At 44.5% G+C, this 24,033-nt stretch carries 21 protein-coding genes; 14 read left to right on the top strand and 7 right to left on the bottom strand.

Annotated features, from left to right (window positions below; translation table 11 throughout):
- Positions 1-64: 64 nt before the first annotated feature.
- The 4 genes from HBA50_RS09245 to HBA50_RS09230 form a co-directional block, all read right to left on the bottom strand.
- Positions 65-856 carry a nucleotidyltransferase domain-containing protein gene (locus HBA50_RS09245; RefSeq protein WP_045498059.1) on the bottom strand — a complete coding sequence of 264 codons (792 nt, stop codon included), beginning with the start codon at positions 854-856 and terminating at the stop codon, positions 65-67.
- A 341-nt stretch (positions 857-1,197) separates the two neighbouring features.
- Positions 1,198-1,608, bottom strand: a complete 411-nt coding sequence (locus HBA50_RS09240) for an EVE domain-containing protein (RefSeq protein WP_045498056.1) — start codon at positions 1,606-1,608, stop codon at positions 1,198-1,200.
- Positions 1,601-2,062: a MarR family winged helix-turn-helix transcriptional regulator gene (locus HBA50_RS09235; protein WP_045498053.1), complete on the bottom strand. Its 462-nt coding sequence runs from the start codon at positions 2,060-2,062 to the stop codon at positions 1,601-1,603. Before HBA50_RS09235 ends, HBA50_RS09240 begins: the two co-directional genes overlap by 8 nt.
- Before the next feature lie 105 nt (positions 2,063-2,167).
- Positions 2,168-2,815: a metal-dependent transcriptional regulator gene (locus HBA50_RS09230; protein ID WP_045498050.1), complete on the bottom strand. Its 648-nt coding sequence runs from the start codon at positions 2,813-2,815 to the stop codon at positions 2,168-2,170.
- Positions 2,816-3,017: 202 nt separating this feature from the next.
- Here HBA50_RS09230 and HBA50_RS09225 point away from each other — a divergent pair, with 202 nt between their 5' ends.
- The 11 genes from HBA50_RS09225 to HBA50_RS09170 all read left to right on the top strand — a co-directional run bounded on the left by HBA50_RS09225 (position 3,018) and on the right by HBA50_RS09170 (position 14,882).
- Entirely contained in the window at positions 3,018-4,100 is a 1,083-nt protein-coding gene (locus tag HBA50_RS09225; protein ID WP_243746223.1) for a DUF3114 domain-containing protein, read from the top strand.
- Between the two features lie 15 nt (positions 4,101-4,115).
- Positions 4,116-4,943: a Cof-type HAD-IIB family hydrolase gene (locus HBA50_RS09220; RefSeq protein ID WP_045498045.1), complete on the top strand. Its 828-nt coding sequence runs from the start codon at positions 4,116-4,118 to the stop codon at positions 4,941-4,943.
- Positions 4,944-5,576, top strand: coding sequence for an SGNH/GDSL hydrolase family protein (locus HBA50_RS09215; protein ID WP_045498043.1), 633 nt, complete (start codon positions 4,944-4,946; stop codon positions 5,574-5,576). It abuts the gene before it with no gap.
- A gap of 148 nt (positions 5,577-5,724) precedes the next feature.
- A complete protein-coding gene (locus HBA50_RS09210) occupies positions 5,725-6,120 on the top strand; it encodes a CopY/TcrY family copper transport repressor (RefSeq protein ID WP_045498041.1) in 396 nt (131 codons plus the stop codon).
- An 18-nt stretch (positions 6,121-6,138) separates the two neighbouring features.
- Positions 6,139-6,510, top strand: coding sequence for a cupredoxin domain-containing protein (locus tag HBA50_RS09205; RefSeq protein WP_045498039.1), 372 nt, complete (start codon positions 6,139-6,141; stop codon positions 6,508-6,510).
- The gene (locus tag HBA50_RS09200) at positions 6,500-8,743 is read left to right on the top strand and encodes a heavy metal translocating P-type ATPase (RefSeq protein WP_179856638.1); all 2,244 of its coding nucleotides are present in this window, start codon (positions 6,500-6,502) and stop codon (positions 8,741-8,743) included. Before HBA50_RS09205 ends, HBA50_RS09200 begins: the two co-directional genes overlap by 11 nt.
- Before the next feature lie 349 nt (positions 8,744-9,092).
- Positions 9,093-10,868: a pyruvate oxidase gene (gene spxB, locus HBA50_RS09195; protein WP_002923229.1), complete on the top strand. Its 1,776-nt coding sequence runs from the start codon at positions 9,093-9,095 to the stop codon at positions 10,866-10,868.
- Between the two features lie 265 nt (positions 10,869-11,133).
- On the top strand, positions 11,134-11,394 hold the full coding sequence (locus HBA50_RS09190) for a SemiSWEET family transporter (RefSeq protein WP_001291473.1): 261 nt from the start codon (positions 11,134-11,136) through the stop codon (positions 11,392-11,394).
- Positions 11,395-11,618: 224 nt separating this feature from the next.
- Entirely contained in the window at positions 11,619-13,058 is a 1,440-nt protein-coding gene (locus HBA50_RS09185; protein WP_045498027.1) for a 6-phospho-beta-glucosidase, read from the top strand.
- Positions 13,059-13,323: 265 nt separating this feature from the next.
- Positions 13,324-14,004 (top strand): response regulator transcription factor, encoded by a 681-nt coding sequence (locus tag HBA50_RS09175; RefSeq protein WP_005592464.1) that lies wholly within the window; start codon positions 13,324-13,326, stop codon positions 14,002-14,004.
- 2 nt (positions 14,005-14,006) lie between these two features.
- Complete coding sequence (locus HBA50_RS09170) at positions 14,007-14,882, top strand: sensor histidine kinase (protein WP_045498020.1); 876 nt, start codon at positions 14,007-14,009, stop codon at positions 14,880-14,882.
- A gap of 41 nt (positions 14,883-14,923) precedes the next feature.
- On the opposite strand, the gene HBA50_RS09165 is transcribed toward HBA50_RS09170, so the two are convergent.
- The 3 genes from HBA50_RS09165 to pabB form a co-directional block, all read right to left on the bottom strand.
- Complete coding sequence (locus HBA50_RS09165; RefSeq protein WP_045498017.1) at positions 14,924-15,688, bottom strand: ABC-2 transporter permease family protein; 765 nt, start codon at positions 15,686-15,688, stop codon at positions 14,924-14,926.
- Positions 15,685-16,614 (bottom strand): ATP-binding cassette domain-containing protein, encoded by a 930-nt coding sequence (locus HBA50_RS09160; protein ID WP_045498015.1) that lies wholly within the window; start codon positions 16,612-16,614, stop codon positions 15,685-15,687. Before HBA50_RS09160 ends, HBA50_RS09165 begins: the two co-directional genes overlap by 4 nt.
- Before the next feature lie 334 nt (positions 16,615-16,948).
- Positions 16,949-18,670, bottom strand: a complete 1,722-nt coding sequence (gene pabB, locus HBA50_RS09150) for an aminodeoxychorismate synthase component I (protein WP_045498011.1) — start codon at positions 18,668-18,670, stop codon at positions 16,949-16,951.
- Between the two features lie 131 nt (positions 18,671-18,801).
- On the opposite strand from pabB, the gene HBA50_RS09145 reads away from it, so the two are divergent.
- The 3 genes from HBA50_RS09145 to HBA50_RS09135 all read left to right on the top strand — a co-directional run bounded on the left by HBA50_RS09145 (position 18,802) and on the right by HBA50_RS09135 (position 23,829).
- Positions 18,802-19,173, top strand: a complete 372-nt coding sequence (locus HBA50_RS09145) for a hypothetical protein (protein ID WP_045498411.1) — start codon at positions 18,802-18,804, stop codon at positions 19,171-19,173.
- An 87-nt stretch (positions 19,174-19,260) separates the two neighbouring features.
- Positions 19,261-20,358 carry an AI-2E family transporter gene (locus tag HBA50_RS09140; protein WP_166492641.1) on the top strand — a complete coding sequence of 366 codons (1,098 nt, stop codon included), beginning with the start codon at positions 19,261-19,263 and terminating at the stop codon, positions 20,356-20,358.
- A gap of 477 nt (positions 20,359-20,835) precedes the next feature.
- Positions 20,836-23,829, top strand: a complete 2,994-nt coding sequence (locus HBA50_RS09135) for a type I restriction endonuclease subunit R (RefSeq protein ID WP_045498007.1) — start codon at positions 20,836-20,838, stop codon at positions 23,827-23,829.
- The last annotated feature ends 204 nt before the right edge of the window (positions 23,830-24,033 follow it).

Genomic DNA, 24,033 nt, shown 5'->3' with positions numbered 1-24,033 from the left:
AATAGTAAAAAGCTCATGAACCTGCTGAAAAACTGGGTTCATGAGCTTTTTATCTGTTGAAATTCTAGATGGCTGCTTCAATCAAGAGCTTAAGATTGTCTAAGAGGCTATCCAAGGCTAGGACCGCTTTCTGTTGCTGGTCTGGCTGGTAGAGATGTTGGAAGTAGTCTTGGACATTGGCTTCAAAATCCTGAGGCAGGCGGGAGCAATTTTCTTTGGCATACTGGAGCATGCGCTTTTCGCCTGGATGGAGCTGCTCATTGAGGGCAAAGAGGGCATCAAAGTAAGAGGCGAAAAACTCGCTGCTGCGGTGATTAATGCTGAGCAGGTCCTGGCGCTTGAGGGTCTTTTTGATCTGTCTTGAAAAAGCTGGCATAGCTTGGTCGAGAAGTAGGAGCTGCTTACTGATGATATTCCTTTTCAGCTCAGCCGGATAGGGCAGACTGTACTTGCTCTGGAGAGCAGCATAGCGGCCGTCTCGATCGTAGAGAATCTTGCTGTGGATCAGATTGTACCACATACAGGTAGTGTAAGAATTCTGGGCTTGGTGCTCTAAAACGACAGTTCGCAGGTCTTGGTCAAAGTCGTCCAGCGAGCGGTAAATCAGCTCAATCTCGATACCATTATTGAGGACGCAGTCGTCTTCCAGTTCCCAAAATTGATTGCCGATTTCCATATAGGAGCAGTACTTGCTGAGGATTTCCTGGCGGATGGCTGGCTCGAGAGGAGCGCTCAGGTAGACATAGACATCATAGTCTGAGTCTTGGTCAAAATGTTGGCCGGCCCGTGATCCTCCGAGAGCCAGAGCTTCAACTTGCTCCAGTTGAGCTAATTCTTTAAAGAGATTTTGTGGCATAATTTTGTCCTTCTTAATTTTTTGACATCATTCTAGCAAAAAGTGAAAAGGTTTGCAAGGGGGTAAATGGGATCTTTTCTTTCTTTTAAAAAACGTGATGAAGTGGAAGTGCCTAGAGTATTATTTTGATCAGAAAAGCCTTGGTCTTTCTAGGCGGTTTGTGATGTGATTTGGTTGTTTTCTATAAATCTTTCTATTGATTTAATTTATACTTTTCAGTAAGGTAGGTAGGATTTTTCCTAAAAAACTCCATAATTCCTACAATAACTTTCCCTACTACAACAATTATAGAGTATATGATATCGGATACGAACAATAGGAGGTCGGGATGTCCCAGCCTCCTATTCTCCCTTCATCTGTTCAAAGACATAGAGAAAAAATTCTTTCGAAATTTCAAAATGTCCATAACGTAGTTGAGAAGCATATTGACGCCATTCGGGATGTGGCCGTACTTTCTCAATGGGGCAGTCTTTGACAGGGTGGTAGTAGCTGACATTTCGCCGAAATGGTACAAAGCCTTCGAACATCTCTACTTGATAAGCTGTGTCATCTAGAATCTTGCCAACTGCTGTAAAGGCCTGCAGCTTTTCCTGACCATTCAGCTGATACTTGGGGCTGTAGTACAAAAGGTAATCTCCTTTTTTCATTCGGTTCAGCGGTGCTTTCTTTCCATGGCAGACTTGGCAAAAGCCTCCCTCTACACCTCTTAGGACGTGTTCTTTTGATACGACACCCACCCAAAATCTAGTCATTTTCTGCCTCCAGTTTCATTAAGAGTTGATTCAATATTTCTGTTTTATTTCCTAATTTTCCAAAAAATGCCTGATCAATGCTTTCTACCAGAGGAAGGGCTTGGTTAACCTTTTGCAGCCCCATATCTGTTAGAAGTATGATGTTGGCGCGGCTGTCTTTGGGATGGACTTCCCGCATGATCAATTCTTTTTTGACCAAGAGGCGGATGATTTGGGATACGGTCATGACATCCATGTCAGAAAATCGGGCAATATCGGTCTGACTCACCCATTCTTGCTGACGCAGAAGCGCTGCAAGAGTGGTCAGAACGACAAACTGGGGATGGGTCAAATCAATGGTTTTCAGCTCATTTTTAATCAGCCCATGCCACTTGTGGTAGGCGCGGATAAAGAGTAGACCGGTTGATTTTTTATATTCATCCTTGTAGATGGAGTTAAACTGCGATGTTTCCATTAGCTTTCCCTCTAAATATTTTATAAGTACACTTATTATATTCCGACATCTTATTTTTGTCAATAAAAACCCAGTTTAGACTAAAAAGTCCGAACTGGGTTCTGTTTATAGTTTTTCCACATAAATCTGCTGGGCAATCATAGGACTAACCTGGATTACTCGGCCGTCCACATCTAGTTGATAGAGCTGGCTGTAGTCGTCATACTGGAGGAAATTGATTTCTTGGTCTATGTTTAGATTGTGCTTTTCCAGATAAGCCAAAAGTTCAAAGTCGTCGTGGACACGGCGGATAAGGTAGCTACCGGGCTCTTGAGCGGAGGCCAGAGTTTGATGGTATTTTTCTTTCAGCAGCTGGTGTTTGGCTGGGATTGTGCCACCATGAGGGCAGGTCTCTGGGAAATCCAGCATTTTTTCCAAGCCTGCGACAAAGCGTTCAGAAACGGTATGTTCCAGAATTTCGGCTTCCTGATGGATTTCGTCCGTGGTGTAGCCCAGCTTTTGAACCAAGAACACCTCAATCAATCGGTGCTTGCGGTAGAGGTCAGAGACCAGCTGCAGGCCTAGGTCGGTCAGCAGATAGCCTGCCTTTTTGTCCTTGATTAGGAGTTCTTCAGCCAGCATTTTCTTCATCATCTCCGTCACGGCTGGCGGAGAAACCTGCATGTGCTGGGCGATTTCTTTGTTGGTGATTTTTCCCTGGCGCGTGCCAATCTCGTAAATACATTTTAAATAGTCTTCTTTATTTGGCGTCATCTTTTGTCCTCGTTGTTTTCCTAAGACTAGTATAGCAAAAAATGCTGAAAGAATACAATTTGAGGACGAAAGTTCCTTTGTACGTTGACTTTTACATGAAATTTTGGCATATTTAGAGGTAATAGGAGAGGTATCGAAGGCGGCATGAGCCTGCTAGTGAAGTCCTAAACGGTGCTGAAGAAATTTCATATGATGGATGTGGATGGTGATGGAAGTAGAAATCGAGCAATACCGCCTAAAATTACAAGCGATCGGCTGGTCTCAAGCTGCTCTTGATAAAGTTTTTCTGACAGAAATGGCGTCATTATCGTATGAATCAGCCCGCCAGAGTCTTTTTGAGGAGGCCTTCCTATTTGGCAGTCCCCTCTTTCAGAAGTTATGGTCTTTTGAATGCCGAGCAGCCCATCCCCAGCAAGCTGAGCAGTTGTTGAAGCTAGCTATGTTGTATATAGACATGCCTGACGAATTGAGTGGGGAAGCAGCAGAAATCACCCACTTGCTCTCACGTATACATCCGGACTTATCGCCACACGCTCCCTTTTGGCGCCAGTTTTCTCAAACGGTTCGGCAGGCTTTTTTTCCAGCAGACTTTATTGCAGACAGTGGCAATCAAAGGTTAAAAGGTCAGTTGCACCAGTTTCGCTACGTCATTTCCAGTCAGCAGGCCCAGTGGATTAGAGAGCATTTTCGTAAGCCGGGGATGACAGATGGCCAGGCTCTCCTAGCCTATTTTCAGGCGCATCCTGATCTGGATTGCCAGCTCTGGGAATCTTCACGGCTGCACAATAAAGCCTTTGTCAATAAGGGCAAGGTGACCTACCCAGACCAGCAGCCCTATCAGGCCAATATCAAGATTCTCCATCGTTTCCATACCGAGTTCATTCTGGATAGGGAAGGGCAATTTCTCAATATCCTAGATCCAGAAAGTAGCAGTCAAAATGGGCTAGTCAATGGAGCTAGTTTTAATTACGGGGAGAAACCCTCGCTTTTCAATCATGGTTCCCATTATTACTATGATGTCAAAAGTCCAGCCCAGTGGGATCCCCAGTTTCGCAGGCTGGCGATTCGGAATGGCGGGCAAGCTTTCAAAGCCCCTCAGAATAATCGAGGATCGGCTGGTTACCATACGGCTAGAAGTTGCTATGTAATTGCGGGGAAAAGCGTTAAAAGTCAAGTTGATGCCCAAGTAAAAGATTTTGAAAAATCATTAGTCGAAAAGTTAAAAGGGAAAGCTTATCTCAAATATTTATGGAATAAAGTGAAAAATAAGTATCTGAGACTATAGAAATGAGGTGGGAAGATGCCGATTAAAATGATCGCTACGGATATGGACGGTACCCTTTTGGATCCGAAAGGAGAGCTGGATTTGCCACGTTTGACAGCAGTTTTAGACCAGCTGGAGGAGCGGAACATCAAGTTTGTCATTGCGACGGGCAATGAAATTCAGAGAATGCGTTTATTGTTGGGCGATTTGACAGAGCGTATAACCCTGATCGTCGCTAATGGCGCTAGAATCTTTGAAAAGAATGAAATGTTGCTGGGCACTTTCTGGCAGTCTGATTTGATTGCGGACACGCTGGCTTATTTTCAGGGGCAAGAACGAGAGGTGCATCTGGTGGTCACTTCCACTAAAGGTGGCTTTGTTCAGGACGGCACTGATTTTCCGATGATTAGCAGGATTATGACAGAAGAAATGGCGGCCCATTTCTACAAACGAATAAATTTCGTACCCAATCTGCAAGATCATCCGTTTGAAGAAGTGCTGAAGATGAGCGTTATGGTAGATGAAGCGCAAGCGGAAGAGATTACGCAGCAGATCAATACAGCATTTGCTGGAAGATTGAGTGCCGTGACCAGCGGCTATGGCGCGATTGACATTATCCAAGAAGGTCTTCACAAGGCTTGGGGACTTCGTCAGCTCATGGATCGGTGGCAAATCAAAAGCAAGGAAATCATGGCTTTTGGCGACAGCGAAAATGACTTGGAAATGCTGGAACTAGCAGATTTCTCCTATGCTATGGAAAATGGGGACGAGAAGATTAAGCGCATTGCCAGTCGCTTGGCACCAGCCAATGCAGAGGCCGGTGTTTTGCAGGTAATTGAGCAATACTTAGAAAAAGGAGTCTAAATGGCAGTTCAACTATTAGAACAGTGGCTTTTAAATGAGCAGGCAAAGATCCAGAAAAATTATCGGGATCTGAATCAGCTTGCAGTAAAAGAGCCAGCGATTATTTTTATCGGTGATTCGATTGTGGAATATTTCCCACTGCATGAGCTAGTACAAAGTCCTAAAACCTTGGTCAATCGTGGCATTCGTGGCTACAAGACTGATTTGCTTCTAGAGAACTTGGATGCTCATCTCTTTGGACAGGCTCTGGACAAGGTCTTTCTCCTGATTGGAACCAACGACATTGGCAAGGAGATGGCTCAGGCTGAAACGCTGGCCAATCTGGAAGCAGTTATTCAGGAGATTTCCCGTGACTATCCTCTGGCTCAGATCCAGTTGCTGTCGGTCCTGCCTGTGAATGAGCAGGAGCAGTACAAAGGGACGGTTTATATCCGAACGAATGAGAAAATCCAAGCTCTCAATCGTGCCTACCAAGAATTGGCCCAAGCCTACTACCAGGTCAGCTATGTCGATGTGTATTCGTCTTTATTGGATGAAGTGGGGCAGTTAGCAGAAGCCTATACGACAGATGGCCTCCATCTAAGTGTGGCCGGGTATCGCATCCTAGCCCAAGCTCTGCAGGAAACGTTATAGAGATAAAAATAGGGAGTGAAAAAAGCCCAACCAGACAAATCTTCAAAGGAAGATTTGTTTTTTTTAAAACTTTTGGTTGACAAATGTAAATCTTAGGAGTAGAATAACATCATAAGGTTTACAAATGTAGATTTAGAAAGGAGAGGTCATGCAAATTTCCAATGCGGAATGGCGCATCATGAAGATTATCTGGATGGAAGGCAAGCAGACCAGCACGGATTTGATCGCAGTCTTGTCCGAGCGCTTTGACTGGTCGAAGTCGACGATCAAGACTCTCTTGACCCGCTTGGTGGAGAAAGGATGTTTGACTAGAGAAAAATCAGGCAAAGCCTTTGTTTACTCGGCTTTGTTGAAGCAGGACCAGAGTTTAGACTTGGTCGTTGAGGATGTGAAAGACAAGGTTTGCTCCAAAAGGATTGTCCAGGTGCTTGAAAACTTGATTCAGGCGAGTGACTTTACGCTTGCAGATCTTAATCAGCTGCAGCAGGTCCTGGAAGAAAAGAAAGCAGAGGCTGTCGAAACAGTCCCTTGCAATTGTATGTAATAGAAAGAAGGAAATTCCATGTTTGGATTGTTGATTAGTATTGTTTGTTTACTTGTGGTTGCTTTTATTGCTTGGTGGTTCTTTGCAGAGCATGAAAAGGTAAGCGGCCACGCTCGTCAGAAATCAGGTTATCAAGAAATTGAAGTCGAAGTCATGGGGGGCTATTCGCCTGAAACCATTGTCCTGAAAAAGAATGTTCCAGCCCGGATCATCTTTCATCGCAAGGATCCATCTTCATGTCTGGCTCAAGTGATCTTTCCAGATTTTGGCGTTCATGAAGATTTGCCTTTAGGTGAAAAACATGTCATTGAAATTACGCCAGAAAAAGCGGGCGAATATGGGTATTCATGTGGAATGAACATGATGCATGGTCACATGATTGTGGAATAAAGGAGTAGGTATGGTAGAAAAACAAAAATCAGTTGTGGAAAACGGAGTGCAAAAGATCCGTATTACAGCAGAAAAAGGCTATAGTCCAAAGGAATTTCAACTTCAAAAAGGGATCCCTGCTGAAATCACCTTCCATCGGGTCAATCCTTCCGGCTGTTACAAGGAAATTCTGTTTGAAGATCAGGGGATTTTAGAGCCTTTGGAAGTCGGTGTGGATAAGGTGATATCCTTTACCCCGACAGAAACAGGGGACTTCGAGTTTTCATGTGGAATGAAGATGCAAAAGGGTTCTTACACGGTTGTGGAAAAACGCCGTCGTGTCTTAAGTTTACTGGGTCGCTTTTGGATTACTAGTATCTTTACTCTTCCCTTATTGATCTTGATGATCGGGATGATGGCAGGATTTGTATCCCATCCAGTCAGTCGCTGGGGGACTTTTCTAGCGACAACGCCGATCATGTTGGTAGCAGGAGTTCCTTTTATCAAGAGTGCCTGGGCCTCATTTAAGAAGCACCATTCCAATATGGATACCTTGGTAGCTCTTGGAACCCTGGTAGCCTATGTCTATAGTGTATTTGCCCTTTTTACTGGTCAGCCAGTATACTTTGAGGCTGCGGGTTTTATCATCTTCTTTATCCTCTTAGGGCAAATCTTTGAAGAACGGATGCGTAACAATGCCTCCGAGGCTGTGGAAAAGTTGTTGGATTTGCAGGCAAAAACGGCTCAAGTTCTCCGTGATGGGAACTATGTCGAGGTGGCGGCAGAAGATATCCAAATTGATGACTTGATTCGGGTCCGTCCTGGGGAAAAGATCGCGGTTGATGGGACGATTGTAGAAGGAAGTACGACCATTGATGAGTCGATGGTGACAGGTGAAAGCTTGCCTGTGGAAAAATCAGTTGGTGATGCAGTTATCGGCTCCACTATCAACAGCAATGGGACCATTCTCTTTAAGGCTGAAAAAGTCGGTAGTGAGACCCTCTTATCTCAAATTGTGGACTTTGTCAAAATGGCCCAATCCAGTCGTGCTCCTATTCAAGATTTGACGGATAAGATTTCAGGTATCTTTGTTCCAGTGGTGACGATTTTGGCCATTGCGACTTTCTGGGTTTGGTCCGTGCTTCTGGGCGCGTCGCTTCAAGAGGCCATGCTCTATGCAGTCTCTGTCCTCATTATTGCCTGTCCTTGTGCCCTTGGTTTAGCAACCCCAACAGCCCTGATGGTCGGAACCGGCCGTAGTGCCAAGATGGGGGTTCTGATTAAAAATGGAACAGTTCTGCAAGAAGTGCAAAAGATTCAAACCGTTGTGTTTGATAAGACAGGGACTATTACCATTGGCCAACCACTTGTAACCGATGTTGTAGGAGATGAAGCGCGTGTCTTGACACTGGCTGCTAGTCTTGAAACTTTTTCAGAACATCCACTAGCCCAAGCGGTGTTATCCCAAGCAGAAGAAAAAGGTTTGGTGTTATCCCCTGTGGAAAACTTCCAAGCGATTGAAGGAAAAGGGGTCCAAGGTCAGATCGACCAGCAGTTGGTGACCTTGGGAAATGGCAAACTTCATGACGGGACAGCGATGGATCCGGAGCTTGAAAAACGGATGGTAGAGTTGCAAGAGCAGGCCAAAACAGTGATCAGTTTGTCTGTGGATGGGCAAGTGATTGGCTTGATTGCCATTCAAGATGCTCCGAAGGCCAGCTCAAAAGAAGCGATCAAAAAGCTCAAAGAACGGGGCTTGAAAACGGTCATGTTAACGGGGGATAATGAACGGGTGGCCCAAGCTATTGCTAAGCAAGTGGGAATTGACACCGTCATTGCTGATGTCCTTCCTCAAGAAAAAGCTAGCGCCATCCAAAAACTGCAAGAAGCTAGCAAGGTCGCCTTTGTTGGAGATGGGATCAATGATGCTCCAGCTCTCTCGATCGCGGATGTGGGGATCGCTATGGGATCTGGAACGGATATTGCGATCGAGTCCGGTGGCATCGTGCTCACGCAAAATGATTTACTTGGCGTTGTGCGCGCCTTTGACATGAGTCAAAAGACCTTCCGCAGGATCTTACTCAATCTCTTCTGGGCCTCTATCTACAATATCCTTGGGATTCCAATTGCTGCTGGAGTCTTTGTAGGACTGGGATTGACCCTCAATCCAGAACTAGCAGGTCTTGCTATGGCCCTTAGTTCTTTGTCTGTTTTGACTAGCTCGCTGCTTCTCAATGTTGAGAAAATTGATTAAATGAAATAAAAAGTGATACAGAATTTTGTATCGCTTTTTGTTTAATTTCCTACAGCTACAAGTCTTAGAGGTGCATGCAAATTATAATAAAATATCCTATTCTACTATAGTTTGTGAAATTTTCTCAAAAAGAGCATCTGTTATGTAATAGGGATTGAGTATCTCTGAGCAGATTCTTATACATGTGAATCTCTTTGTGATAAATTAATACTGTAATCGTTTTGTAAATCGTTTTCATGAGAAATGTCAGAAAAAACTCATTTTCAAAACGAAACCTGATCGCAAAGATGGAGTAGAAGCGCTATGCTACATTTTTAAAGGATCAATATAGATTTAAAGGAGAGTTAGAATGACTCAAGGGAAAATTACTGCATCTGCAGCAATGCTCAATGTATTGAAGACATGGGGCGTAGATACTATCTACGGTATCCCATCAGGAACACTCAGCTCATTGATGGACGCTTTGGCTGAAGACAAAGATATCCGCTTCTTGCAAGTTCGCCACGAAGAAACAGGTGCTCTTGCAGCGGTGATGCAAGCTAAATTCGGCGGCTCAATCGGGGTTGCAGTTGGTTCAGGTGGTCCGGGTGCGACTCACTTGATTAACGGTGTTTACGATGCAGCTATGGACAATACTCCATTCCTTGCTATCCTTGGATCACGTCCAGTGAATGAACTCAACATGGATGCCTTCCAAGAATTGAACCAAAACCCAATGTACAACGGTATCGCTGTTTACAACAAACGTGTAGCCTACGCTGAGCAATTGCCAAAAGTAATCGACGAAGCTTGCCGTGCTGCAGTTTCTAAAAAGGGTCCAGCTGTTGTTGAAATTCCAGTAAACTTCGGTTTCCAAGAAATCGACGAGAACTCATACTACGGTTCAGGTTCTTACGAGCGTTCATTCATCGCTCCTGCTTTGAACGAAGTTGAAATCGACAAAGCGGTTGAAATCTTGAACAATGCTGAACGTCCAGTTATCTACGCTGGTTACGGTGGTGTTAAAGCTGGTGAAGTGATTACTGAATTGTCACGTAAAATCAAAGCACCAATCATCACAACTGGTAAAAACTTTGAAGCTTTCGAATGGAACTATGAAGGTTTGACAGGTTCTGCTTACCGTGTTGGTTGGAAACCAGCCAACGAAGTGGTCTTTGAAGCAGACACAGTTCTTTTCCTTGGATCAAACTTCCCATTTGCTGAAGTGTACGAAGCCTTCAAGAACACTGAAAAATTCATCCAAGTCGATATCGACCCTTACAAACTTGGTAAACGTCATGCCCTTGACGCGTCTATCCTTGGTGATGCAGGTCAAGCAGCGAAAGCAATCCTTGACAAAGTAAACCCAGTTGAATCAACTCCATGGTGGCGTGCAAACGTGAAGAACAACCAAAACTGGCGTGATTACATGAACAAACTCGAAGGTAAAACTGAGGGTGAATTGCAATTGTACCAAGTTTACAATGCAATCAACAAACATGCTGATCAAGATGCTATCTACTCAATCGACGTAGGTGACACTACTCAAACATCTACTCGTCACCTTCACATGACACCTAAGAACATGTGGCGTACATCTCCACTCTTTGCGACAATGGGTATTGCCCTTCCTGGTGGTATCGCTGCTAAGAAAGACAATCCAGATCGCCAAGTATGGAACATCATGGGTGACGGTGCATTCAACATGTGCTACCCAGACGTGATCACAAACGTTCAATACGACCTTCCAGTTATCAACGTTGTCTTCTCAAATGGTAAATATGCCTTCATCAAGGACAAATACGAAGACACAAACAAACACTTGTTTGGTTGTGACTTCCCTAATGCAGACTATGCGAAAATCGCTGAAGCTCAAGGAGCTGTTGGATTTACAGTTGACCGTATCGAAGATATCGATGCAGTTGTTGCAGAAGCTGTTAAATTGAACAAAGAAGGTAAAACTGTTGTTATCGATGCTCGCATCACGCAACACCGTCCACTTCCAGTAGAAGTGCTTGAACTCGATCCAAAACTTCACTCAGAAGAAGCGATCAAAGCCTTCAAGGAAAAATACGAAGCGGAAGAACTCGTACCATTCCGTCTCTTCTTGGAAGAAGAAGGTTTGCAATCACGCGCAATTAAATAATTCCTCTCATCGAAAATCAAAGAATAAACTGCGTTATCTTCACCTTGCCGTACTCCAGTACTGCCTGCGGTTCGATGCCTTGTTTATTCAATGATTTTTATAGAGAGAAACTTGAAAAGATCGGAGCAATCCGGTCTTTTTCTTTGTCTTCTTTCTTATCACAAGATTGTGATAGTTTACATCTTCATAACAAAGGGATAAAAGGGCTTGATTGTTTTGGACTATCATTATAAAATATAACCTAAAAATGAAAGAGGTATAGAAAATGTCTGAAAAACAAATGAAAATTTTGGGATGGGTTGCAACCTTTATGTCCGTAATGATGTATGTGTCCTATTTTCCACAAATCATGAACAACCTAGCGGGGCAAAAAGGGAATTTTATCCAGCCGCTCGTTGCAGCAATCAACTGTAGCCTTTGGGTCTACTACGGATTGTTCAAAAAAGAAAGAGATATTCCGCTTGCAGCAGCAAATGCACCTGGTATCGTTTTTGGCCTAGTGACGGCCATCACGGCTTTGATTTAAAAGGACAGAGAAGACAGGTTTTCAGTCTTCTTTTTTGTTTTAGGAGAGGCTAATTGCCTTTTTCTTTGAAGACGATCTCTTTAAAAAACCGAACCCTGAAAATTTGTCGAATAAAACAAAATAGTAGAATAGTATCAGTATTTCGCAGTTTTTATAAGAAAAGGTTTACAGAATGAGCTATAATATAAGTAAATAAACAATCAAATAAGAAAGCGAGTAGAATTATGACTGAAAAACTGACTTTTCCGGATGGTTTCCTGTGGGGCGGAGCGACAGCTGCCAACCAGTGTGAAGGTGCTTATGATGCAGATGGTCGTGGGCTGGCCAACGTAGACGTGGTGCCGATTGGTGAGGAGCGTCTGGCCATTATCACGGGTAAGAAAAGGATGTTTGACTTTGAGGAAGGCTATTTCTACCCAGCCAAGGAAGCCATTGATATGTACCATCGCTTTAAGGAGGACATTGCCCTCTTTGGTGAGATGGGTTTTAAGACCTATCGGCTGTCCATTGCTTGGAGCCGGATTTTCCCTAAGGGGGATGAGCTGGAGCCCAATGAAGCTGGCCTGAAATTTTACGAAGACCTCTTTAAGGAATGCCACAAGTACGGCATTGAGCCCTTGGTGACTATTACTCACTTTGACTGTCCCATGCACTTAATTGAGCAATATGGTGGTTGGCGGAGCCGTAAGATGTTGGAATTTTACGAGCGTCTCTGCCGCACTCTCTTTACCCGCTACAAGGGATTGGTCAAGTACTGGCTGACCTTCAATGAAATTAATATGATTCTGCATGCACCATTTATGGGGGCGGGGCTCTGCTTTGAAGGAGGCGAAAATGAAGAGCAGGTCAAGTATCAAGCGGCCCATCATGAGCTGGTCGCGTCAGCCATTGCTACTAAGCTGGCTCATGAGATTGATCCAGAAAATAAGGTCGGCTGTATGCTGGCGGCAGGACAAAATTATCCTAACACCTGCGATCCACGCGATGTATGGGCTGGTATGGAGGAAGACAGGAAAAACTATTTCTTCATTGATGTGCAGGTGCGTGGCGAATATCCTAACTATGCTAAGAAAGCTTGGGAGCGCGAGGGCATCACTGTCGAAATGACAGAAGAAGACCTGCAGCTGCTCAAGGAGCATACGGTGGACTTCATTTCCTTCTCATACTATGCTAGTAGAGTAGCTTCGGGCGATCCTAAGGTAAATGAGCTGACCGAGGGCAATATCTTTGCTTCTCTCAAGAACCCTTATTTGGAAGCTTCTGAGTGGGGCTGGCAGATCGATCCACTGGGCTTGCGCATTACGCTAAATACCATCTGGGATCGTTATCAGAAGCCCATGTTTATCGTGGAAAATGGTCTGGGTGCAGTGGATACTCCGGATGAAAATGGCTATGTGGCTGATGATTACCGGATTGACTATCTGGCGGCCCATGTTAAGGCCATGCGGGAAGCCATCAATGAAGACGGCGTGGTGCTGTGGGGCTACACGACCTGGGGCTGTATCGACCTAGTATCAGCCGGCACTGGCGAGATGAAGAAGCGCTATGGCTTTATCTATGTGGATCGGGACAATGAAGGCAGGGGAACACTCAAACGTTCCAAGAAAAAATCCTTTGACTGGTATAAGGAAGTCATCGCGACTAATGGAGCATCTGTCAAATAACATCAAGGAGGCTGGGACAAAAGTCCTAGCCTCTCAATTGTCTTTGGATTGTCGAGCAAGACGCAGTGGTTGAAGTGGGCTCTACTACGCTGATTTCATCAGCTTTTACAGCCCTACTCAACTGTGCGGAGGTGGGACGACGAAATCGAATTCTAACGAATTACCGATTTCTGTCCCACTCTCTTTCTTTTGCATCGTTTATATTTGATTGACTTGCTGGCTCATCCTTGCTACACTAGTTTTATCAAGCTATTGGAGAATGATGATGGCCAATCTTTTACTAATTGAAGACAACAATGATATTCATGAGATTTTGAAAAATCTCTTTACGCAGGAGCACGTAGTGTTTTCAGCTTATTCTGGAACCGAGGGACTGCGGATTTTTGCGGAAGAAGAGATTCATCTAGTCCTGCTGGATATTATGCTGCCGGGAAAAAATGGCGATGAGGTGCTGAGGGAAATTCGCAAGACCAGTCAGGTGCCGGTAGTCATGCTGACCGCCCTGGGCGAAAAGAGTCTCGTGAGCCAGTATCTGCTGGACGGTGCCAATGACTACATTGTCAAGCCTTTTAATCTAGATGAAGTGGCGGCGCGTGTCACTGTCCAATTGCGAGGTAGTCAGCAGCCTCAGTCTAAGCCTGCTGGGGAGACCTCAATCAAAAATATCCGCCTTTTGCCAGATACCTTTGAAATTGCTTCTGGTGACCAGTCCATGCGGCTAGGGAAAAAGGAATTTCAGATTTTCCAGACCTTGCTGGCTCATCCTAAAAAGATTTTTACCAAGGAGGAGCTGTATGAGTCGGTCTGGGAGGAGACCTATCTGCCAGGCGATAATACGCTCAATGCCCATCTCAGCAATCTTCGTAAGAAATTAGCCCAGCTGGATAGTTCGACAGACTATATCGAGACCATTTGGGGTCTGGGCGTGCGGCTCAAGGAGGATTAGCTATGTGGTTGATTTTTGCCTTCGGGCTCATGCTCTTCTTGTCAATCTTGCTGGTTCGTTATCATCTGACGATTCGTAGTCTGACCAGCCAGATCCGTGACAAACGTCGTACAGGAAGTCAAGTTCGGCTTACCTTGAGAGATCAATCTCCTAGCCTAGTGGCTCTGACTGACGAGGTGGAGCAGCTTTTTCAGGAAATTGATAAGATGTCCTTTGTGACCCAGCAGGAAAAGAAAACCTTGGATATGGCCATCAGTAACATTGCCCACGATATCCGAACGCCACTGACCATTGCTAGTGGCTATACGCAACAGCTACTTAAAGATGCTGATAAGGACCAGATGGACCAGCAGCTGCAAAAGATTGCGGATAATCTAAGTATGGTATCCAGACGCTTGGAGGCTCTAATGGAATACCGTCGCTTGATGGAAGGAGCCATTCGACCGAAGTTGCAGCGGGTAGACCTATCCCAGCTGGTCACCCAGCAACTCTTTGCCTACTATGATGCCTTTCAGCAAGCAGAGATTGATTTAGATGTGGATTTGTCTGAAAATCTGCTTTTGGAAACGGACAGTGATATCTTTGATCGAATCGTCCAGAACATGCTCAGCAATGTCCTTAAACATGGCCGAGAAGTAGCCAGCATCAGTCTGAAAAAAGAAGGACAAAAGGTTATTTTTCAGGTCAAAAATAAGGTTCAGAAGCCCATCTTGCATCTGGATAAGCTAACCAATCGCTTCTATTCTGAAAATCTCTCCAGCAGTGAGGAATCGTCTGGGTTGGGCCTTTATATCACCCAGCAGCTGGTCGAAATCTTAGGTGGTGACTTGACCATTCAAGCAGAGGACGATTGGTTTGAATTGATTGTGGCCTTATAAAAAAGAATCAGCTAGTCAGAAGATTAGCTGATTCTTTGGTTTTAGAGATCTTTTTTCTTGAAAATGAGGAGGCTACTGCCTAGGAAGAAGACTGCTATGCCAATCGCGACTAAACTAGCTTGCAAAACTACAGCAGGATCCGCAGCCATCTCTATTCCAAATTGTAAGGTTAAATAGCGGAACCATTCTATATGAGGATAGAGCAAGACTGGAAAGATGAGCAGGGCGCTTCCGACAAAATAGGTAATAAAGACCGCAGCAATAGAATGGCTGAGATAGAGAACGAAAGACACGATGCCAATCCAAGCGATGGTTATCATGAGCTGGACGAGAATGGTTAGCAAAAATTGGCCAAAGAAACCTGTCGGAGCTGTCCCAATTCCATTGATAGAGCTAGCGATGATGAAGGATAGCCCTAGCAAGAGAATGAATTGGAAGATGGCGACAACAAAGGAGACCAAAGTTTTAGATAGGAAGAACTCTGTCCGTGAAATACCGTGAGCGAGGCTGTTTTTATAAAGCTTGCGGGACAAGTCCACACCTAATAAGAGGCAGACGACAATGAGAGTGAAAAATATAATACTGTCAGAATGTCCAGAGAAATGGGCAAGAGCATTGATACCTGTCATTTTTACTGGTACTTGCTGAGTGATGTTTTGTCCATCCGTTGAGATGGATGTTCCAAATCTGCTGGTAACCTTATAGAGGACGCCGAGCAGGATATTGGCTAGCAAAACGAACTCAGTAATCCAAAAGCCCTTGGAGTGGAAGAGGCGGTAAAAGTCAGCGCGAATTGTTTGAATCATGATAGACCTCCCTGGTTTTGATCAAGTAAATCTGTAAAGAAATTTTCGAGATTTTGTCGTGCATAGTAGATTTCTTGAATGACTAAGTCAGCTGTGGCTAGCTCTTTTACGATATTGTTGATATTGTGTGAGTGTGTAAAGATATGGATCTCATTGAGAGCATTGACCACCTTGATGCGGTAGCCTAATTGATCTTGGAGCAGCTGGCTGGCTTCCTCCAAATGGTCCGTTTTCAAGACGATATAATCTTCGCTTTGCTCTTCAAATTCAGCCTTGGAAATTTCCTTGATCATATGACCTTGGTCGATGATGCCAAAGCGCGTAGCGACTAGATAGAGCTCGGATAGGATATGACTGGAAATAACAAAGGTCATGCCCAGCTCTTCATTGAGCTTTTGGACAAGCTGGCGGAATTCCTTGATGCCGACAGGATCTAGTCCGTTGATAGGTTCGTCTAGAATCATCAAATCTGGCTTAGACAATAAGGCAATGGCAATTCCCAAACGCTGCTTCATACCGAGAGAAAAATCTCTGAATTCCTTCTTGCCAGTATCTGTTAAGTTCACGTATTCCAAGGTTTCTTGGATGGCCTTCTCGGCATTAGGAATCTGACGCAGTTTGCAGTAGTAGCTGAGATTTTCGTAGGCGGTCAAGTGGTTGTGGGCAACGGGCGTTTCAATGACCGAGCCGACCCGCTTGAGGGCTTGTGTCCATTCTGCCTGATTGCTGGAACCAAAGAGAGATACGGTTCCGTTGCTGGCATGCATCAGCTGGGTCATGATTTTGATCAGAGTGGTTTTACCAGCTCCGTTTTTACCGATGAGACCGTAGATATCCCCTTTTTTGATGGTCAGATTGACATCGCTCAGAGCCTGCTGCTGGCCGAACTTTTTGCTGACCCCTTGTAAAACTAAAATATTTTCCATGGTTTTACTTCTCCTTTTGCTTTATTCTTGGAAATCCTTTCCTCACTATCCAGTATATCGGACACTTATTAAGTATTCATCAAGCATTTCTAAAATATTTCTAAAATCTTGAAATAGAAATGATAATTCGTGTTTAAGCGGACTGAGGCCTATAGAAAAAGAGGCTGGGACAAAAGTCCTAGCCTCTCAATTGTCTTTGGATTGTCGAGCAAGACGCAGTGGTTGAGTGGGCTCTACTACGCTGATTTCATCAGCTTTTACAGCCCTACTCAACTGTGCGGAGGTGGGACGACGAAATCGAATTCTAACGAATTACCGATTTCTGTCCCACTCTCTAATCATCTATTTCCAATTCATAAAGGCCGCGTAGTGCGTTGCAGGCGTAGATTTTTTCTGCTGATTTTAAGTCGTCTAAGCTGAGGATTTTTTCTGTGGCTTGACCTGTTTCCAAGAGATGCTGGCGGTAGATGCCATTCAAAAGCCCTAGCTCGGCTGGTGGCGTGTAGAGGTGGCCCTCCAACTGGAGGACTAGGTTACCGATGGAGCTTTCTAGTAGCTGGCCTTGGGCATTATAGTAAATCTGCTCCTGCTGGATTAGGCTTAGGTGTGGTCGATAGCTGGTTTTAAAGAAAGTGAAAGGCTGATGCAAGTTGGCATTTTGTGGGACGAGGATGGCCTTGCAGAAAGCTTCTGGGAGTGCCTGCAGCTTTTCTAGCTGGCAGGTCACTTTTCCAGATTTGGAGATGGAGATCCGCAGGCGGTAGTCCGTACTTGGCTCCAGTTCCGCTAAGGTTTGGTTCAACTCTGCCTTCAGTTTTTCCTCATCAAATGGATAAGCAAAGTAACGGGCAGCTTCCCGTAGACGCTTCAGATGTTGGTCTTGGAAAGTCAGGCGACCTTGCTCAATCTTCCCTGTCGTAATCAGGTCAAACTGCGGATTTTTCCGATAAAGAACAGCAGATTTTTGCTGGGTTTCGATATACTCAGCTTTCCATGTACTATCCCAAGTGATGCCGCCGCCGACACCGTAGATAGCCTTGCCATCTTCTAGCTGAATGGTGCGGATGGCTACATTGAAAATCCGTCTCTGGTCTGGCAGGCAGATACCAACTGTACCGCAGTAGACACCGCGGGCGGATTTTTCTGTCGCCTTGATGATAGCCATGGTCGAAATCTTTGGAGCGCCTGTGATAGAGCCGCAAGGAAAGAGGGCATCAAAAATGTCTTCTAGACCAATATCGGGCTGCAGTTGGCTTTTGATGGTGGAGATCATTTGCCAGACAGTGGAATACTGCTCGACCTGACACAGCTGCTCGACTCGCTCGCTGCCAATCTCTGAAATGCGGTTCATGTCATTGCGTAGCAGATCAACGATCATCATATTTTCCGCTCGATTTTTAGGATCCTGGCGGAGCCAGTCCGCCTGTTCCAAGTCCGCAGCGACTGTCAGACCGCGATTGGTAGTCCCTTTCATCGGCCGTGTTGTCAGCTCACCTCGGTGCTCCTCGAAAAAGAGCTCAGGACTGATGGATAAGACTGCTTGATGATCGTGCTCTACGTAGGCATTGTAGGCGGCGTTTTGCTCAACGACCAGACGGTTGTAAATAGCCCAACTGTCCTGTGGATTAAGCTCTGCGCCCAGCTGCACCGTGTAGTTGACCTGATAAGTATCGCCCTGACGGATATGATGGTGAATGGTTCCGATGGCCTTTTCATACTCTTGCTCAGTCGTCAGGCTCTGCCATTGCGCTGGCATTTCTACATCGTCGTAAGCCAATGGGAAAGGGGCTTCATCAGCCCTGTCATGAATGGTAAAGTAAATCAGGTACTCGCCCAGCAGAGGGCTTTTGTGGACCTGGAGTTTTTCCTCAAAAGCAGGAGCCGCTTCGTAGCTGACATAGCCGACTGCATAAAATCCCTTTTTCTGCCAGTCCTCAACTTCTTGCAGAATCGCTCTGACTTCGGCCAACTCGCGCGTTTTGAGCTCTTTGATGGGCTGGCTGAAAATCAAGCGCCGGCCCAAGTCTTTAAAATCAATAACTGTTTTCTTGTGCATGAGTTTATTGTATCATAAGATAATTTGAATGAAAACGGATTTATCGGATGAGACACTCATTCTTTTGTAATAGTTGACAAATTAGAAAGTGGCTCGGTATACTATTTTAAAAAGGAAAGAGTGAGATGCTTATGAAATCAAACAAATTGCTGTGGATAAATGGAATTGTTGGCATTTTAGGAGGCCTTCAGATCATTTACGCTTCTTCTAACAGATGGCACTGGGAGATTATTTATTTGGTTCCCACACTAGTTGAAAATGCTGGCTGGGGCAGGGTTGTTATACTGACCAGTTGGCTGCTTTTGGGGCTTTCTATAGTTGGAATGTATCATTATAGCAACGACCCAAGAGTCGATAAGACGAGTCATGAGCTTCTATTCTGCGCATCTATCATGGGCTTTATCTCTTTTCTATTTATTTTTTCAGGACTTCTATCTATCATCTCAGGAATTCTATATCTTCTAGATTTGTCAAAATTTAAGAGCGACGAAAAAGTTGATTGACAAGTGTGGCAGCTGACTTTCTCCTGCTCGAAAGGCCTTGAAAATTATGATAAAATAAGGAAATGACAAAACTGTAAAGGAAGTCTTATGAAAAAAATCAATGAATCCTATAAACTCATCGTCTTTGCGGCGCTTGCTCTGGCTCTGGTTCTCTATATCGGAAACATTTGGTCGGGCCTGCAGAGCCTGACGTCAGTATTTTCACCCATTATATTGGGTGAAGTTTTAGCCTTCATCTTTAATGTCCCGATGAAAAAGCTGGAAGACCTTCTAGACAAATGCCGAGTCCCTCAGAACTTGCAGCGCGCTTTGGCCTTGGTTTTGGAGGTGCTGATTTTAGCTCTCATCATGACGGGGATTGTCTCCATCGTCGTACCGACCCTGACCACAGCGGTCAATCAGCTGAGCGCGACCATTGGCAAAGTAGCGCCTCAGCTAGCCAAGTGGCTGCAGCAGTCTGGCTTGCTTTCCTCTAGCCAGCTGAAAGATTTGACCAAGCAACTGCAAAACAGTGGTATTGTCAACAGAGCTATCTCTCTTCTGGGCAGTCTGACGGGCAATATTTCTGCTATTTTTGGTAATTTCTTCTCTGTCATCATGTCCATCTTTCTTATGTTTGCCTTCTTGAGCAGCAAGGAGCATTTGCAGACGATCACTAGTCGTCTTTTGCAGGTCCTGCTTCCTGAGAAGGCTGTCAAACGCCTAGCCTATGTCGGTTCTGTCATTGTTGAGACCTATGATAAGTTCCTGATGGGGCAGATGATTGAGGCAGTTATTGTCGGTGTTTTAGTCTTCATCGCCTACTCTCTGACAGGCCTACCATATGCAGCCCTGACAGGGGTTTTGGCTGGAGTGCTCTCTTTCATTCCCTACATCGGGCCCTTCTCAGCCTGTGCTCTGGGTGCTATCTTTATCTTTACCGACAGCCCTTGGAAAGCTCTTCTTTCAATCGCAGTCTTTCAGGGAGTGCAGCTGATTGAGGGCAATGTCATCTATCCGCGCGTGGTCGGCCAGTCCGTTGGTCTCCCAACTCTCTTTACCCTAGCCGCAGCCCTGATTGGAGGTAACCTATTTGGCTTGGTCGGCATGATTTTCTTCACGCCTATCTTCGCAGTTATCTACCGCTTGGTCAGAGAGTTTGTTGTGGAGAAGGAGGAGGAAGTCGAAGGGGAAACAAGTAGATGAAAAAATGAAGTTTAGTGGCTTCATTTTGATGCCTGTTTTTGTTCCTGATCCTGCCAAAAGATCCTCTCAAAGAAAGTGTCATAGAAACCGTCTGTTCCAAAGTCCATCAACTATTAAGTAGTTGTAAAAGAAATTATCTTTAATAGTATTTCTGCAGATTGCTTTTCTTTATCTGGAGACATCTATTTAGGTATATTTAAAAAGTTTATAAATGCTACCCAAAAAGTTAGAGTTTTTGTGTCTAACTTTTGGGGGCTTTTTTAATGAATTTAACTTATTAGGACAAAGACTAAATCTATAATCTCAGAAAACAAGAAAATAGTTACAAGCAAGTATCAAATAAATATGGGGAAACTATTATAATTTTAGATACTTGATGAAGTTGAACAATCGTTTTGGATCATAAAGTGTTGAGAGTGAGGAAATAAATGGTAAACATGTTATAATAAGGGCAGTAGAACATCGTTAAAGGAGAGAATGATGCAGGTGAAACCAGAACTGGAGATAGAGAAACAACTGATCAACCAACTGGTAACTGGTGAAAGCCAATGGACTTATAGAGAAGACTTAAAAACAGAAGAACAACTATGGGACAATTTCTTTGAGAAACTAGCCCAAAACAACGTTGCTCTGTTAGCAGACAATCCCTTGACAGCACAGGAAAAACGTCAGATTCAGAACCAACTAAACTTTGTCAGCTACTATGATGCTGCTAAGTGGTTGGTCGGGGAAAATAGCATTGCCAAAGTCGAGGTTCAAAGAGAAGATGCAAGTCTAGGTACCATCCGTTTGTCAGTCATTTGGCGAGACAATATCGCAGCAGGAAAGTCTAGCTACGAAGTTGTCAATCAAGTCCAACGAGAAAAAGTAAATCCTCTGGACCAAGACCGTAGACTGGATGTTACCCTGCTCATCAATGGCTTGCCTATGATTCAAATCGAGCTTAAAAGTCCCCGAGTAGCCTTTTTAGATGCCTTTCATCAGATTAAAAAGTATGATCGGGAAGGCAAGTTCCGTGGTATCTACTCTAGCTTGCAGATGTTTGTTGTGACCAATAAGGTGGATACACGGTATATCGCTGCAGCTAGAGAAAATAAACTTAACAAGCAATTTCTAACCAAGTGGGTCGATAAGGATAACCAACCCATAACGAGCTTGACCAGCTTTGCCCACGAAGTCCTGTCCATCCCTCGTGCTCACCAGATGGTCATGCAGTATTCTGTCATTGATGATAGCAAGAAATCTCTTATCCTCTTGCGTCCCTACCAGATCCATGCTATCGAAGCGGTTCAGGAAGCTTCACGTCGTCAGGAGTCTGGCTACGTTTGGCATACGACAGGTTCAGGGAAAACCTTGACTTCTTATAAGGTAGCGCGGAATCTCCTTCAAATTCCTTCTATCCAAAAGACGATTTTTGTCGTTGACCGCAGGGACTTGGACCAACAGACCACTTCATCCTTCCTCTCCTATGCGACCAATGATGTCATTGATATCGATGAGACGGACAATACTTATGATTTAGTTAAGCGACTAGGAAGTAATGATAAGCGTGTCGTGGTGACCACCATCCAGAAAATCACCACCATGATGCGCAAATTTGACCAAGGTCTTTACCAAAGAGATGCGGATAAAATCAAGGGCTTCCGAGTGGCCTTTGTGGTGGATGAATGCCACCGTGCCGTGACACCGCAAACACAAAAAGATATTAAAGCCTTTTTTCCGCAGTCTCTCTGGTATGGTTTTACAGGAACCCCCATCTTTAAGGAAAATAAACGCCAGCAGGTCGGTGACCTAGCTCAAACCACTCAGCAACAGTATGGGGACCGTCTCCATGAATATACGGTCAAGGAAGCTATCCATGATGGCGCAGTTCTAGGGTTTAAGGTCGATTACCGCAATACCCTCATCACAGAACAGTCTGAAGATCAAGTCCCAGATAGTGTCTACGAAGATGAGGAGCATATGCTGGAAGTCTTGGATGCCATTATCAATAAATCCCGCCAACAGCTAGGCTTCCAAAAGGGAGTAGGTAAGACCTACAATGCCATCCTAACCGTTAAATCCATCCCTCAAGCCAAAGCCTACTATGATCTACTCAAACGAGTCAAGGCTGGTCAGACACGTGTCAAGGTGTCGGAAAGGGTCAAGCAGGTCCTTCCAGACTTTCCAAAGGCGACCATCACCTACTCCGTTACAGAGAATGAAGAAGACTCAAGAGCCAACCAAGACCACATGAAGCAGGTCTTACTAGACTATAACCAAGAGTTTGATACCCACTTTACCATGGCGGATCTTCGTGGTTTTAATACGGATGTCAATAACCGTTTGGCTCGAAAACAGGATAAGTATATCTATCGCAATGAACAGTTGGACTTAGTTATCGTGGTCAATCGTCTCTTAACGGGATTTGATGCGCCTTGTCTATCAACTCTCTTTATCGACAGAAAGCCTATGCAGCCACAGGACTTGATTCAGGCCTTTAGTCGAACCAACCGGATCTTTGATTCTAGTAAGACTTATGGTCATATCATCACCTTCCAAAAGCCTTTAGCCTTTAAAGAAGCAGTCGATAATGCCCTTAAACTCTACTCAAATGGTGGAGAAAATGAGGTCCTAGCGCCGAGCTGGGAAGAGGAGAAGAGAAACTTTTTGCGGAGTTGTAGTGATTTCCAAAATCTCATCACCGATGATCCGGAGGAAGGGCTTCAAATCGAGCAAATCTCCACACCTGAGTTGAGAAAGCTCGCCAAGGCCTATCAAGTCTTTGATAAGTACCTAGCTTCTATCCGAGTTTATAAAGAGTATGATGAGGAAGAAATCTACGCCCAGACAGGACTCAGTGCAGAAGTGTTGGAAACCTATCTAGGCTTCTATCAAAACATCCTAGCCGAATTAAAAAGCCGAATAGATGATGGTGTTGAGGAAGGAGAGCCCCTTGATATCCACTATGAACTAGAGTCTATTCAAGTGGATGAAATCAATTATGCCTATATCCTAACCCTGATCCAAAGCCTGATTGAACAAGGTCAAAGTCAAGAAAAGAACCTAAGCGCTCAAGATAGAGAGGCAGTGGATAACTATATTCAGAGTCTTGAGAAGACCAATCCAAATCTTGCCCAGATCATTACTGAACTTTGGAGAGAAGTCCAAGCAAATCCAGAAAGCTATCGAGGCCAGTCTATCGCAAATATCTTGGATCAGATGATCGAGGCTGTTATCCAGCAACACATCCAAGTCTTTAGCAAACGTTGGTATGTCGGAGAGGATGAACTCCGTTACTATGTCGAACACTACCGCAAGGGAGCCAAAAAACAACTGGGAGAAAGTCAACTGACCAAGAGTCAGCGTTACAAGGACTATAAAGTTGAGGTGTCAGATGCCCTCAATCCTCTCCTCTATAAAAAACAAATCAAGGAAGCTTGTAAGCAACTTGTCGAAGAGGTGATTGAGCCACTGAGAGTTGGTAGATGAGTTTATTTAGTTTACTAAAAATTAATATTTTCTTTACTATACTAAATATATATGATAAAATAGTTAGCGTCCATAGGTATAGCCGTATGGGATATTGGATTTAGCTTGTTCTTTGGATTATACATTGCTCACGATAGAATTTCGTGGTACAATAGAGATAGGTTGTGCTTATCTTTCAGCGATCTACATCGCTGCGTGTTTTAT

The sequence above is a fragment of the Streptococcus cristatus ATCC 51100 genome (genome assembly GCF_011612585.1).
In the GTDB taxonomy this organism is placed as follows: Bacteria; Bacillota; Bacilli; order Lactobacillales; family Streptococcaceae; genus Streptococcus; species Streptococcus cristatus_H.
This window is presented reverse-complemented; position numbering and strand designations above follow the sequence as displayed.